Annotated in this window: 14 protein-coding genes; 10 read left to right on the forward strand and 4 right to left on the reverse strand. The window is 28.6% G+C overall.

Annotation, left to right across the window (positions count from 1 at the left end):
- The first annotated feature begins 58 nt into the window (after positions 1-58).
- The 5 genes from ACOQN8_RS06255 to ACOQN8_RS06275 are packed head-to-tail and all read left to right on the forward strand — an operon-like array spanning position 59 to position 3,423.
- Entirely contained in the window at positions 59-409 is a 351-nt protein-coding gene (locus tag ACOQN8_RS06255) for a DUF4377 domain-containing protein (protein ID WP_420552035.1), read from the forward strand.
- 14 nt (positions 410-423) lie between these two features.
- Complete coding sequence (locus tag ACOQN8_RS06260; RefSeq protein ID WP_420552036.1) at positions 424-1,119, forward strand: hypothetical protein; 696 nt, start codon at positions 424-426, stop codon at positions 1,117-1,119.
- A gap of 25 nt (positions 1,120-1,144) precedes the next feature.
- The gene (locus ACOQN8_RS06265; protein ID WP_420552810.1) at positions 1,145-1,687 is read left to right on the forward strand and encodes an RNA polymerase sigma factor; all 543 of its coding nucleotides are present in this window, start codon (positions 1,145-1,147) and stop codon (positions 1,685-1,687) included.
- Positions 1,688-3,013 carry a hypothetical protein gene (locus ACOQN8_RS06270; RefSeq protein WP_420552037.1) on the forward strand — a complete coding sequence of 442 codons (1,326 nt, stop codon included), beginning with the start codon at positions 1,688-1,690 and terminating at the stop codon, positions 3,011-3,013.
- 11 nt (positions 3,014-3,024) lie between these two features.
- On the forward strand, positions 3,025-3,423 hold the full coding sequence (locus tag ACOQN8_RS06275) for a hypothetical protein (RefSeq protein ID WP_272150980.1): 399 nt from the start codon (positions 3,025-3,027) through the stop codon (positions 3,421-3,423).
- Between the two features lie 24 nt (positions 3,424-3,447).
- Here ACOQN8_RS06275 and ACOQN8_RS06280 read toward each other — a convergent pair whose 3' ends face one another.
- On the reverse strand, positions 3,448-4,488 hold the full coding sequence (locus ACOQN8_RS06280) for an isoaspartyl peptidase/L-asparaginase family protein (RefSeq protein ID WP_420552038.1): 1,041 nt from the start codon (positions 4,486-4,488) through the stop codon (positions 3,448-3,450).
- A 113-nt stretch (positions 4,489-4,601) separates the two neighbouring features.
- On the opposite strand from ACOQN8_RS06280, the gene amaB reads away from it, so the two are divergent.
- On the forward strand, positions 4,602-6,143 hold the full coding sequence (gene amaB, locus ACOQN8_RS06285; protein WP_420552039.1) for an L-piperidine-6-carboxylate dehydrogenase: 1,542 nt from the start codon (positions 4,602-4,604) through the stop codon (positions 6,141-6,143).
- 83 nt (positions 6,144-6,226) lie between these two features.
- On the opposite strand, the gene ACOQN8_RS06290 is transcribed toward amaB, so the two are convergent.
- Positions 6,227-6,631 carry an ankyrin repeat domain-containing protein gene (locus tag ACOQN8_RS06290; RefSeq protein ID WP_272150977.1) on the reverse strand — a complete coding sequence of 135 codons (405 nt, stop codon included), beginning with the start codon at positions 6,629-6,631 and terminating at the stop codon, positions 6,227-6,229.
- Between the two features lie 266 nt (positions 6,632-6,897).
- On the opposite strand from ACOQN8_RS06290, the gene ACOQN8_RS06295 reads away from it, so the two are divergent.
- Both ACOQN8_RS06295 and ACOQN8_RS06300 read left to right on the forward strand, forming a co-directional pair.
- Complete coding sequence (locus ACOQN8_RS06295; protein ID WP_420552040.1) at positions 6,898-8,271, forward strand: DUF1800 domain-containing protein; 1,374 nt, start codon at positions 6,898-6,900, stop codon at positions 8,269-8,271.
- 12 nt (positions 8,272-8,283) lie between these two features.
- Positions 8,284-9,477 carry a DUF1501 domain-containing protein gene (locus ACOQN8_RS06300; protein WP_420552041.1) on the forward strand — a complete coding sequence of 398 codons (1,194 nt, stop codon included), beginning with the start codon at positions 8,284-8,286 and terminating at the stop codon, positions 9,475-9,477.
- 6 nt (positions 9,478-9,483) lie between these two features.
- Here the strand turns inward: ACOQN8_RS06300 and ACOQN8_RS06305 are convergent, their stop codons facing one another.
- A complete protein-coding gene (locus tag ACOQN8_RS06305; protein WP_420552042.1) occupies positions 9,484-10,206 on the reverse strand; it encodes a hypothetical protein in 723 nt (240 codons plus the stop codon).
- A gap of 2 nt (positions 10,207-10,208) precedes the next feature.
- Positions 10,209-10,766 carry an RNA polymerase sigma factor gene (locus ACOQN8_RS06310; protein WP_420552043.1) on the reverse strand — a complete coding sequence of 186 codons (558 nt, stop codon included), beginning with the start codon at positions 10,764-10,766 and terminating at the stop codon, positions 10,209-10,211.
- Between the two features lie 116 nt (positions 10,767-10,882).
- On the opposite strand from ACOQN8_RS06310, the gene ACOQN8_RS06315 reads away from it, so the two are divergent.
- Positions 10,883-11,572: a hypothetical protein gene (locus ACOQN8_RS06315; RefSeq protein WP_420552044.1), complete on the forward strand. Its 690-nt coding sequence runs from the start codon at positions 10,883-10,885 to the stop codon at positions 11,570-11,572.
- A gap of 122 nt (positions 11,573-11,694) precedes the next feature.
- Positions 11,695-12,939, forward strand: coding sequence for a S8 family serine peptidase (locus ACOQN8_RS06320; protein ID WP_420552045.1), 1,245 nt, complete (start codon positions 11,695-11,697; stop codon positions 12,937-12,939).
- The last annotated feature ends 24 nt before the right edge of the window (positions 12,940-12,963 follow it).

The raw sequence follows: 12,963 nt of genomic DNA on the forward strand, positions 1-12,963 counted from the left end.
AATAGTATTTAACGCAACCTTTTTAATTTTTCTTCATCTAGTAAGAAAAGAAGAACATATGAAGAGTATTTATTGGTTAAAAACTATTGTAATAACTTTATTATTAATGTCCTGTATATCTAATCAAGATAATGTTGAAAAAAGAATATTAGTTGCTTCTAAAAAATTGAACTGTACTGGAATTGGACCTCAAAAGTGTTTATTACTTAAAGAAGTTACAGCACAAAATTGGGAATATTTTTATGATGTTATAGAAGGATTTAATTATGAAGAAGGTTTTGAATATGTATTGGAAGTTTCTGAAAAAGAAGTTTCACCAGTAGCAGCTGATGCTTCAGCTATTAAAATTGTTTTAGTAAAAATTGTTTCTAAAATTAAAAAAGACTCTGAAAATTTACCAAATAACTAAAAAAGCTAAAAATTATGAAAAAACTTATTCTATTGACATTGTTTATAATGTTTTCTTCTTGTGAGAAGAATGATAAAGTGATTATTGACTCTGATAATTTATTATTAGGAAGTTGGACAAATGTAGTGAATAATCCAGATATAGAAACAACTACTTTTGAACGTGTTAACAAACTTCCAGAAGAAAAAGAAGGAGTTTCATTTCAGAAAGATGGAACATTTATTAAAAGAACATCGGGTTGGTGTGGTACACCTCCGTTAATATTTAACAATATTGAAGGGAATTTTATACTTAATAATGACATTATAAAAGTTACATTTCAAGAAGTCCAAGCGAATTTTAATTGGAAAATTATTTCATTAGATGAAAAGAAACTGGTTATAAAAAGGACATTAACAGACCAAGAGAAAGATCACCAAAAATTAATGTTATTGTTTTCTGAAATTAAGAACTTAGCTTCAAGTGTTTCTTGTACAAATAAAGATAAATGGAGTTTTACAGGTTATGGATCAAAAGCTTGTGGAGGTGTTCAAGGTTATATAGCATATTCAAAAGAAATAAACGTATCAGCTTTTTTACAAAAAGTAAAAGTATATAATCAACAAGAAGATGAGTATAATAAAAAATGGGGAATTATTTCAGATTGTAGTTTTCCTGCAGTACCAGTAGAGGTAGATTGTGTAAATGGAGCTCCTGTGTTCAAATATTAATTATTTTTAATAAAATATTACACGCATCAATCTAAAAGAACTTATACAAAAGTGTAGCCAAAATGATATAAAGGCACAAGCAAAAGTTTATCAACTTTTTGCAAAAAAATTGTTTGGTGTATGTTTAAAATATTCTAAAAATTATGAAGATGCGGAAGATACATTACAGGATAGTTTCTTAATTATTTTTAAAAAGATAAATAAGTATAAAAATAAAGGATCTTTTGAAGGATGGATGAAACGAATTGTTATTAATGAAGCAATACAGAAATATAGAAAAAATGGACCATTACGTATTGTTAAAGAAGAAGTTATTGAAGATTCAGATGAAGGCGTAATAGTTGATGAAAGTTCTTTAAATGTTGATTTTTTATTAAGTATAATTCAACAGCTCCCTGATAGATATAGGTTAGTTTTTAATTTATATGTTTTAGATAATTTTTCTCATAAAGAAATAGCAAAATTATTAGAAATATCAGAAGGAACATCAAAGTCAAACTTATCTAGAGCAAGGAAATTATTACAACAAAAGATAGAAAAACATTATCAAAAACAAAAAGAAGCATAGATGGATGATTATAAAAACATAGATCGATTGTTTCAAGAAAAGCTTGAAAATTTTGAGACTACTCCAAGTCCAGAAATTTGGGAAGCTATTGAATCAAAACTTCAAAAGAAGAAAAAAAGACGCGTAATACCTCTATGGTGGTATGGTGGTATTGCTGGAGTTTTGATAATTGGAATGCTATTTCTCTACAAAGAAGATAAACCTAAGCCAATTAAAATTTTTGATGATATTCCTGTTATTGTAGAAGAAAAAAAAGAAGAGCAAAAAGAAACAAATTTTAAAGATATACCTCAAACAGATAAAGACACAATTCATACAGAGTTGGTGTACAAGGAAAACAATGATCTAGAGATTTTAGAAAATAAGAAGATAAAAAGAAACAAAAAACAGATTAAACCTGTTAACGAAAATAGTGTTATAGTATTGGCTAAAGAAAAAGTAAGTAAGGATAGTAAGAAAGGGTTATTGTCTGATAAAAAAATTGCTTTGAAAAAGATTTTTTCAAAAAAAGAAAATGAAGAGTTAATAGCAAAAACAGATAGTGTTTTTATGAAGGAAAAGAAAAAAGATTTTTTAGCAGAGGTATCTAAATTAGATAGTATTAAAGAAGAAAAAGAAATCGAAAAAAAATGGGCAGTTATACCAACTGTAGCAATTATTAATTCAAATTCTTTTTCTAAAACATCTCCTTTAGATCAAAGTTTTGCCTCTAATACAAGTGGTGATAATTCTGTTGCTTATGGAGTTAGAGTGAATTATAAATTAAATAGCAAATGGTCTTTACAAACAGGTTTTTTTAAGAGAAATTTAGATTTTTCAACCAATAATCTGTCTATAGTATCTAATGTTTCTGGAAGTAATTTAAAAAACCTAAATTATAATTCAGGGATTTCATTTATACTAGTTAACAATGAAGCTTCAAGTGATTCGTCTGTATTAAATGGCGTAAATATAACCGATGAAAATGTTAATTTAAAACAAACATTCGGATACATAGAAATACCAATAGAAGTAAAATATACATTAATAGAAAAACAAAAATTTAATACTAAACTAGTATCTGGTTTTAGTACATTATTTTTAAATAATAATAATATTTTACTAGAAACAGGCAGTACAACCAAAAGTGTAGGAAGAGCAACCAATTTAAATTCTATTAATTTTAGTGGAAATTTAGGTGTTGATTTTAATTATTCGTTAAACAGTAAATTAAACTTTAATATTACACCAATGTTTAAAGTACAAATGAATACATTTTCTAATACAGCAAATGGTTTTCAACCATATACTATTGGAATATACAGTGGATTATCATATAAATTTTAAAAACGGAAACAATGAAAAAACTAACATTAATTATTTTAACTATAATGATAGCATCATGTAGTGCAAATGACCCAGACTATCAATTTAAATTACTTACAATTAAAGACGCTACAGTACCAGCAAGTTTTAAATTTGGTGATATTGATACAGTGAAAGTTGTTTATGATTTACCAAATGCATGTCATAGCTTCCATAGCTTATATTATCAATACAAAGATACAACAAGGATAGTAGCCATTAGATCAGTAGAAACATTACAGAGTAATTGTTCGCAAGCAACAATTGAAAGAGAATTAAAATTTCCTGTTCAAATAGCACAAAAAGAAGATTATGTATTTAAATTTTGGAAAGGAAAAGATAATAATGGAGAAGATATTTTTGAAGAAAAAGTAGTTCCAGTAGTAAATTAAAAAAGAGGTTTTTAAACCTCTTTTTTAATTATTATAAATTTTTATAATAAGTTTACCTTTATCATCCATTGAAGCTCTATACATTCCTGCAGTATTAAATTCAAAAGACATATTTCCATTTTTATCTAAGGCAACAACACCGCCAGTTCCACCAAGTTTAGTAAGTTTATTTTGAATTACATCTTTGGTAGCTTCTTTTAAAGATTTATTTTGATATTCCATTTGAGCAGAAATATCGTAAGCAACTTGAGCTCTAATAAAATATTCTCCCCAACCAGTAGATGAAACACCACAAGTTTTGTTATTAGCATAGGTACCAGAACCTATAATTGGAGAATCACCAATTCTATTCCAACGTTTATTAGTCATCCCACCTGTTGAAGTACCAGCAGTAATGTTTCCATTTTTATCAAGAGCAACACAGCCTACGGTTCCAAACTTACTATCTTTAATTTCTGGATCATAAAAAGCAGATTTGGTATCATGATCTAATGCTGTTTTTTCTTTTTCTTTTATTTTTTGAAGAGATTTAAATCTATTTTCAGTAAAAAAGTAACTAGGTTCTACAATTTCTAACCCTTGTTCTTTAGCAAAAATAGAAGCTCCTTTACCAGAAAGTAAAACATGATTTGAATTAGTCATTACTTTTCTAGCAGCAGAAATAGGGTTTTTTACATCATTAACACCAGCTACTGCACCAGCATTTAAGTTGTTTCCATTCATAATGGAAGCATCCATTTCATTTGTTTCATTATGTGTAAAAACGGCTCCTTTACCAGCATTAAAAAGAGGAGAGTTTTCCATAATATGAATTGTTTTTTCAACAGCATCTATACTTGTTCCACCACTTTTCAAAATGTTATGCCCCGTTGTAATGGCTTCCTTTAGTTTAGCTTTATAGGCAGCTTCTTTTTCAGGAGTCATATTCTTTTTTAAAATAGTACCAGCTCCACCATGAATAATAATTGCAAATTCATTTGTTTTTTGAGGCTTAGAAGACTCTTTTTGCTTGTTACAACTAAGAATTAAGATACTAAGAGTAAATAGAAAAAATGTTTTTTTCATTTGTTTTTTGTTTAATATTAAACAGAAACTAAAGGTTTTGTTTGATTTATATAAATGTAAAATTATTTGTAGTTTTGACAAATAAATTTAAAACAACTAAAATTACAATAAAAATGGCAGATTTTGGTATCAAGGAAGCTTTAGCTCAATTAGGCTTAAAAGATATAAATGATGGAACGTCAACAGGTTCAGTAAATTTCTCAAATGGAGAAATTATTGAAAGTTACTCACCAGTTGATGGAAAATTAATAGGAAAAGTAAAAGCTAGTACTAGAGAAGATTACGATAAAGTAATGGATGCTGCAACATCAGCTTTTAAAACTTTTAGAGCAATGCCAGCTCCACAAAGAGGAGAAATTGTTCGTCAATTTGGAAATAAATTAAGAGAGTTAAAAGAGCCATTAGGTAAATTAGTTTCTTATGAGATGGGTAAATCTTATCAAGAAGGTTTAGGAGAAGTACAAGAAATGATTGATATCTGTGATTTTGCTGTAGGATTATCACGTCAATTAAATGGACAAGTAATTCCATCAGAAAGACCAGGACACGTAATGAGAGAGCAATGGCACCCATTAGGAGTAGTTGGTATTATTTCTGCTTTTAACTTCCCAGTTGCTGTTTGGTCATGGAATACAGCTTTAGCGTGGATTTGTGGTAACGTATGTGTATGGAAAGGTTCTGAAAAAGCTCCTTTATGTTCAGTTGCATGTCAAAACATTATTGCTGGAGTATTAAAAGATAATAACTTACCAGAAGGAATTTCTTGTATTGTTAATGGAGATTACAAAGTAGGTGAATATATTACTGAAGATACTCGTATTCCTTTAGTATCTGCAACTGGTTCTACTAGAATGGGACGTATTGTTGGAGCTAAGGTTGCTGAGCGTTTTGGTAAATCATTATTAGAATTAGGAGGAAACAACGCAATTATCATTACTCCAACTGCCGATTTAAAAGTAGTTGTTCCAGGAGCAGTGTTTGGAGCAGTAGGTACTTGTGGTCAACGTTGTACATCTACTCGTAGATTAATTATCCACGAATCTGTATATGATAAAGTAAGAGATGCTATTGTTGGAGCTTATGGACAAATTAGAATTGGAAATCCATTAGATGAAAATAATCACGTTGGACCATTAATTGATAAAGATGCTGTAAATACTTATTTAGCTGCTATTGAAAAGGCAAAAGCTGAAGGAGGAAAAGTATTAGTAGAAGGAGGCGTTTTAGATGGAGAAGGATACGAAAGTGGATGTTATGTTAAGCCAGCAATTATTGAGGCAGAAAACCACTTTGAAATCGTTCAGCACGAAACATTTGCTCCAATCTTATATTTAATGAAGTATTCAGGAGATGTAGAAAATGCGATTGAATTACAAAATGGTGTAGCGCAAGGATTATCATCATCTATTATGACAAGTGAAATGAAAGAAGCTGAAAGATTCTTATCATTTGCTGGATCAGATTGTGGTATTGCAAATGTAAATATTGGTACTTCAGGAGCTGAAATTGGCGGTGCATTTGGTGGAGAGAAAGAAACTGGAGGTGGACGTGAGTCTGGTTCTGATTCTTGGAAAGTTTATATGAGAAGACAAACGAATACGGTTAACTATTCTGATGAGTTACCATTAGCACAAGGAATTAAGTTCGATTTATAATAGATATTTATCTAGAGATAAATTAAAAAAGTCACATCGTTAAGATGTGACTTTTTATTTTGAGATAGTTATTTTTTTCTTTCCTATTTGTCCATAGCTTCTTTAATTACTTTGTAAGCATCATGTGCTTTAGACATTTTAGCATATTGAAGTGCAGTAAATTCACCTCTTTCAGATTTTGTCTTTAGTTTAGCTCCTTTTTTAATTAATAATTTTACAATATTTACTTTATTGTATCTAGCTGCATACATTAATGGAGTTAATCCCATAGATTTTCTATTAATGTTAGTTCCATTTTCAATCATAGCTTTTACGGCGTCAAAGTTTCCTGCCATAATTAATCTACAAAAAGTGCTAACCTTTGGTTTATCAATATTATCAATAGATAATTCAGTAGAATTTTCAATTGTAGGTTTATGTAAATCAGAAGCAGTGATAGTTCCAAAAGATAGTACGATAGCGAATGCAGTAAAGATTAATTTTTTCATGATGTTGAGTTTTTTAGATTAGGATTACGACTAATAGACGCCCTAAAAAAAAAAACGTTTCAGTAAAAATTAATAGTTAACATATTTTTAATACTTGTTCTTAAAATGCTCTTAAAATTAAGAATCGTTTAAAGTTTAACTTATTGTAAATTATGTAGTTGTGTTTTTAAGGTTTTAACAGAGGATTTATTCTTCACAATAAAATGAAAATTGATTTTTGAAAAATTAAGTTTTAAACCTTTTATTTAAAACAAGGTCAAAATAATATGGAAGCAAGGCATATACAACATTTACATAATAGAATTGGTTTTGGAATTACTTCTGTAGAATTAGAAGAATATAAGAACAAATCCAAAAAAGAAATTATAAAAACTTTATTTGAAAAGTCTGAAAAAATTAGCCCTTTAGAAATAGATACTTCTTTTATTTCTAACCTTACGAGAGAAGATTTTAAAAATAAAAAGAAACGAAGGGAACTCATGAAAATGAGTAGAAAAAAGATTATCGAATTAAATAAAGCTTGGTTAGATAGATTGTATAATCCAAAAGAATTGTTACGAGAAAAAATGACGCTTTTTTGGAGCAATCATTTTGTATGTGAAGATAAAAACGTGCTGTTTGCTAAGCAATATAACAATGCATTGCGAACCCATGCATTAGGCAATTTTAGAACTTTTGTTAAAGTAATTTCAAAAGAGCCAGCTATGTTAAAATACTTAAACAATAAACAGAACAAAAGGAAAAGTCCAAATGAAAACTTTGCAAGAGAACTGATGGAGCTTTTTACTTTAGGACAAGGAAAGTATACTGAAAAAGATATACAAGAAAGTGCAAGAGCATTTACTGGTTATAATCATAATTTTTTTGGTGAGTTTAAAATACGTAGACGCCAACATGATGAAGGAGAAAAAACATTTTTAGGACATACAGGAAATTTTGATGGAGACGATATCATAGATATTATTCTAAAACAGAAGGAGTGCTCGCAATTTATTTGCGAAAAAATCTATCGCTATTTTGTTAATGATAATCTTAATTCTGAACATGTTAATAAAATGGTTTCGGTATTTTATCCAAATTATAATATTGAAGAGTTAATGTTTTTTGTATTGACTTCCGAATGGTTTTATGAAGAAGAAAATATAGGAACCAAGATAAAGTCACCCATTGAATTTTTAGTAGGATTACATACAGTAGTTCCATTTACTATTGAAAAAAACAAACACAGTTTGTTAATTCAGAAGTTATTAGGGCAAATTTTATTGAGACCGCCTAATGTAGCAGGGTGGAAGGGAGGAAAAACATGGATAGATAGTAATACCATAGTTACTCGATTAAGATTACCATCCGTATTGTTAAATAATGCAGAAATAACGTATTCAGATAAAGGGGATTTAGAAGATGAGGTGAGAAGTTTTAGTGAGAAAAGATTAAGAAGAAGAACTTTTATAAAAGCAATACCAAATTGGACCTCTTTTGAAAATAGTTTTCCAACACAATCAAATAAAGAATTAATTAAACAAATTCTTATAAGTCCAATAAATAAAGGAACATTAGAAGTTTTAGAAAATAGTGAGTTAGTATCTAAGCAAGATTTTTGCGTACAGTTAATGTCGTTACCAGAATATCAATTATGTTAAAAAAGAGAAGAGATGGATAGAAGAAATTTTATAAAAAGAACTTCATTAGCAAGTGGTGGATTATTTTTTGTACCTCAGTTTGTAAAAGCATTTGAGCAACAAGCACAACAGCTGTTTAGTAATAAAAAAATAGTAATCGTTCAATTAAAAGGAGGAAATGATGGATTAAATACCGTTGTGCCTTTTAGAAATGATATTTATTATCAAAAAAGAAACGGAATTTCCATACCTAAAAACAATTTATTAAGGTTGAATGATGAGGTTGGTTTACATAAAAGCTTAGCACCACTTCAAAAATTATACGATAAAGGTTATTTGAGCATTATAAACAATGTAGGATATCCAAATCCAAACCGTTCACACTTTAGATCTACTGATATTTGGCAAACAGCAAGCGATAGTAATGAATATTTACAAAGTGGTTGGATAGGACGCTTTTTAGATACAACCAATTCAAAACCATATAAGGCCATTGAAGTAGACGAAAGTCTCTCTTTAATGCTAAAAGGAGATTTGCAAAATGGTTTGGCAGTAACTAACCCCAAACTTTTATATCAGTCGCTTAAACAGCCTTTTTTTACCGAAATTTTAAATAATTATAATGATACACATTTAAGTGAGCATAACTTGGGGTATTTATATAACACAATGATAGATGCTAAATCTTCGGTAAAATATATTCATGAAAAAAGTAAGACTACAATATCTAAAGCAAGTTATCCAAAAAATGTTTTTGGAAAACAATTAAAAACAATTGCAGAGTTTATTAATTCAGGACTAGAAACACAAATATATTATGCAGCCTTAAGTGGTTTTGATACACATGCAAATCAGGTAAATAGACAAGCTCGTTTATTAGATTTATATGCTAATAGTATGGAGGTTTTTGTAAATGATTTAGAGAAAAATAATAAGTTGGACGATGTGTTGATAATTACGTTTTCAGAATTTGGTAGGAGAGTGCAACAAAATGCAGCAAATGGAACAGATCATGGAACAGCTAATAATGTTTTTATAATAGGAAAACATTTAAAAAAGCAAGGCTTATATAATGGACTGCCTGATTTACAAAATTTAGATACTAATGGTGATTTAAAATATGAAATAGACTTTAGAGAAATTTATGCTACACTTTTAGATAAATGGTTGCAAGTGGATGATACACAAATTTTAAATACACAATTTTCTAAATTAAGTTTTGTATAAGAGTCATTAATCTAAAGAATTTAAAATTTTTCTAGCTTTCTTATAGTTATAATTTGTTGGGTTTTTAATAATGGTTTCTAAAGCTTTTTTTAGAGCGGGTTTATTATTTAATTTCATGTAGGTTATGGCTTCATACCAGTTTCCTTTACTGGCATCAATAGCATCGCTTTGTTTTAATTTATTGAAAGTGATTAAAGCTTCTTTTTCATTATGCAATTTTAATAAAGAAATTCCTTTATAAATTAGAACGTTAGGATTGGGCTTAAAAGAAGTGTTTAATTGAAGATTACATAAGGTTAAACTTTTTTGATAGTTCTCGTTTTTAAAAGCAACTTCAATTTCTTCAAGAGCTTGTTGTTGATTATTCCCTTGAACGATAAAAGAAGGCATCTCTACTTTATTAGAATGAATAGCATATAATTTATCTAAACCGACTGGAATAGATTGATAATAAAAGAAAACACCAACCAATGCTATTATTGTAGCAGCTATAGATCCATAAATGTAATTGTATCTTTTTCTAGTAGTTTGTAAATAACTCTTTTCAGCCGAGAGTAAATTATTTTTAAAATTAGTATACTCATGTTTTTCAACTAATTTTTTACTCAGGAAAACATGTTCTTTTAAGTCATCATTATCAGCTATTATTTTTTCGAAAGCTAATTTTTCTTCAAAAGACATTTCTCCGGCCAAGTAACGTTCGGTTTGTATTTCAATAGTGTTCTCCATAATTAAATATCTTTCAAATCATTATACCTTTTGTCGCTTTGAATCATTTTAAACAGCTTTTTTTTACACTTAAAAACCTTTTGTCTAGCAGCATTTTCGTTAGGCAAATTAAGTTTTTTTAAAATTGATTCGTAAGGAGTTTTTTGTAGCATTAATTTTAATATGGTAATGCAATCATCTTTTAAGAGGTTAAATTTTTCTTCAAATAATTCCCATTGACGCTCTTTTAATTCGAACGTATTGTCTTCAATATCATTACTTATAAGAGTAGTTAGGTCGGTTTCTGTTACCTTATTTTTAGTTATTTTTTTAATCCATAGGTTTTTACAAGTAAAAAATAAATAACTATCAAAAGCTATAATTTTTAAATCTCCATTTTTAAGTCCAGAATATAAAATCAGTAAAGCTTCTTGAAAAACATCCAAAGCATCGGCTTTTGTACCATTATTTTTCAGAATATATTTTTTTACTCCAGTAAAATTTTTGGCATAAATTTTCTCTAAAACCTCTTGTTTACCCTCTATAAATAGCTTTATAAAATTCTGATTTTCATCTGTCATAGATTTTTTTTCAAAAAAGTAGTAACAAAGATGCTAAAATTACTCTTAATAAAAAACAGCGTTTAAATCTAGTACGCAAAAAGAAAATCTAGATATATAATTAAACTAACCGAACAATGAAAAAATTTTTATTTTTTATAGCTATAGTAATTTTTGCTAGCTGTAATTCAAACGATGAAGCCCTTAAAGTAAATGAGCAACCTAGAGAAGAATTTTTAACTAGGAGTGCCAATGAAGATTATAGAGATGATCAAATAGGATACTTTAAAAGCATTAATGCAAAATCAGTTATGGAAGGAAATAAAGAAGGAGAAGGTACTGTAACTGTATGGATAACTTATGGAGAATATAAAGAGATGAGAAGTAATCCAGATTATTTATTTAATGCTCGTAAAGTTAAAGGTAGTACTGAAGAAAATCCAATTATTGTCTCAGCAAAATATAAACCAGGAGGACATAATCCACCTACACCTATAGACGATGATATTGATGAAGACCCAATAGATAATGGAGGGGGAAATTCTCCATGCGCTTCAGCAATTAAATTAGATAATTTCAATAGTTTTTACAATTCAACGATGGGGTGTAAATGGTCTTTTGATAATTGGAAACAGTATCTTCAAGGTGTAGCTAATGCAACATGTTCAAGCTTTAGTACTTGGACGTATGTATGCTGTAAAGGTGTAAATTATGGATATATTGAAGTTTTTCCTTCAAACCCATGTTATCCAGATCCTAATTATGAATCAGGAAAAGTAGTAACAGGAAAATGGATAGCATATAAACCAGAAGAAGCACATAATTAAATTTAAGTTTATTAACTGTATGTCTTATATTTATATAAAACATGCAGTTAATTTTTTTATATTTTTAATACTGCGCTTAATTAGAGTTAATAACTAACAAACACGAAAAATACTAACTGAAAATGATAAAATATTTTCAACGCATACTATTTATATTTATACTAATAGGTTGTCAAAATAATGAACTTGAAGAAGTTAATTTTAATAATGAAAATGTACTTTCTAAAAGTAGATCAGCTGATAAACAAGAAGAAGAAAATACAGTTGTAATTCGTTTTAAAAAAGGATTGAGCGATACAGAAAAATCAATTGTTAGAGCAAAGTATAATGTTTTAAACTTTGAAGTTTGTTCATGCGGTGATCAGGAATTAGAAAATTGGTTTTTTTCGGGTAATCTAACTTTTGCCGATTTGGAAGAAAAAGTTTTGTCAATGGAATCAGATACTGATATGGAAGGAGCTGATCTTAATTTTAAGATCACCATTGATACAAACGGAATAAGTAAACCTAATGTGAATGTGCAGCGAGAAGTATCTGTAGGTAATTTTAAACGAAATACATCAGATAAAATAGATGCTGTTGTAGGAGTATTGGATTCTGGAATTAATCCATCGTATTTTAAATTTACGAAACCATTTTTATTCGATAGTACAGGAATGACTGATACCTGTGGAAACGAAATTTTTGGATGGAATTTTGTTAACAACAATAACTCACCAATTGACAATAGTGGTCATGGAACTCGAGTAAGCTACTTAATTTATGAACAATTAATCAATTCTCCTAAAAATTTTCAAATACTTCCTGCTAAAGTTTTTGATGTTAATGGAAGTAGTTCTCTTTTTACAATTAACTGTGGTTTTAGCTATTTAATAAAAAGAAAAGTTAATGTAATTAATATGAGTTTTGGTTGGAAAAATAATCCATCAAGTGTAATGAAATCATATATTAATGAAATTGAAAAGTATATTTTAATTAATGCTTCTGCAGGAAACCTTGGTGAAAATAATGATGCTATACCACATTATCCATCTTCTTACAAAAACAACAATATACTAGCAGTTACTGCAATTGATAATACAATACCTCCAAATTTAGTTTTAGGAAGTATTTCATTATCTAATTATGGTGAAAACTCAGTAGATATTGGGGTGAAAGGACTAGGAATTCCTTTTTATACCTCTTCAAATAATGGACCTATTTTTATTAGTGGAACATCATATTCTAGTGCAAAGGCTTCGGGTTTTAATGCATCATTGTATAAAGCAGGTATGTCAATAAATGAATGGTACCATGAAATACTTCAGCATAGTATTCCTTCATCAAACCTTAACTTGATAAAACACAGTGCTTATTTAGAATTATAGCAGTATATTAGGAATGAATAAATA

It is taken from the genome of Tenacibaculum aiptasiae, assembly GCF_965221665.1.
In the GTDB taxonomy this organism is placed as follows: Bacteria; Bacteroidota; Bacteroidia; order Flavobacteriales; family Flavobacteriaceae; genus Polaribacter; species Polaribacter aiptasiae.

Bases quoted from the DNA above. Each gene is read 5' to 3' on its own strand.
- ACOQN8_RS06315 (WP_420552044.1), top strand. From the start codon at position 10,883: ATGAAAAAATTTTTATTTTTTATAGCTATAGTAATTTTTGCTAGCTGT.
- ACOQN8_RS06295 (WP_420552040.1), top strand. From the start codon at position 6,898: ATGGAAGCAAGGCATATACAACATTTACATAATAGAATTGGTTTTGGA.
- ACOQN8_RS06270 (WP_420552037.1), top strand. From the start codon at position 1,688: ATGGATGATTATAAAAACATAGATCGATTGTTTCAAGAAAAGCTTGAA.
- ACOQN8_RS06290 (WP_272150977.1), bottom strand. From the start codon at position 6,631: ATGAAAAAATTAATCTTTACTGCATTCGCTATCGTACTATCTTTTGGA.
- ACOQN8_RS06280 (WP_420552038.1), bottom strand. From the start codon at position 4,488: ATGAAAAAAACATTTTTTCTATTTACTCTTAGTATCTTAATTCTTAGT.
- ACOQN8_RS06300 (WP_420552041.1), top strand. From the start codon at position 8,284: ATGGATAGAAGAAATTTTATAAAAAGAACTTCATTAGCAAGTGGTGGA.
- ACOQN8_RS06255 (WP_420552035.1), top strand. From the start codon at position 59: ATGAAGAGTATTTATTGGTTAAAAACTATTGTAATAACTTTATTATTA.
- ACOQN8_RS06310 (WP_420552043.1), bottom strand. From the start codon at position 10,766: ATGACAGATGAAAATCAGAATTTTATAAAGCTATTTATAGAGGGTAAA.
- ACOQN8_RS06260 (WP_420552036.1), top strand. From the start codon at position 424: ATGAAAAAACTTATTCTATTGACATTGTTTATAATGTTTTCTTCTTGT.
- amaB (WP_420552039.1), top strand. From the start codon at position 4,602: ATGGCAGATTTTGGTATCAAGGAAGCTTTAGCTCAATTAGGCTTAAAA.
- ACOQN8_RS06275 (WP_272150980.1), top strand. From the start codon at position 3,025: ATGAAAAAACTAACATTAATTATTTTAACTATAATGATAGCATCATGT.
- ACOQN8_RS06305 (WP_420552042.1), bottom strand. From the start codon at position 10,206: ATGGAGAACACTATTGAAATACAAACCGAACGTTACTTGGCCGGAGAA.
- ACOQN8_RS06320 (WP_420552045.1), top strand. From the start codon at position 11,695: ATGATAAAATATTTTCAACGCATACTATTTATATTTATACTAATAGGT.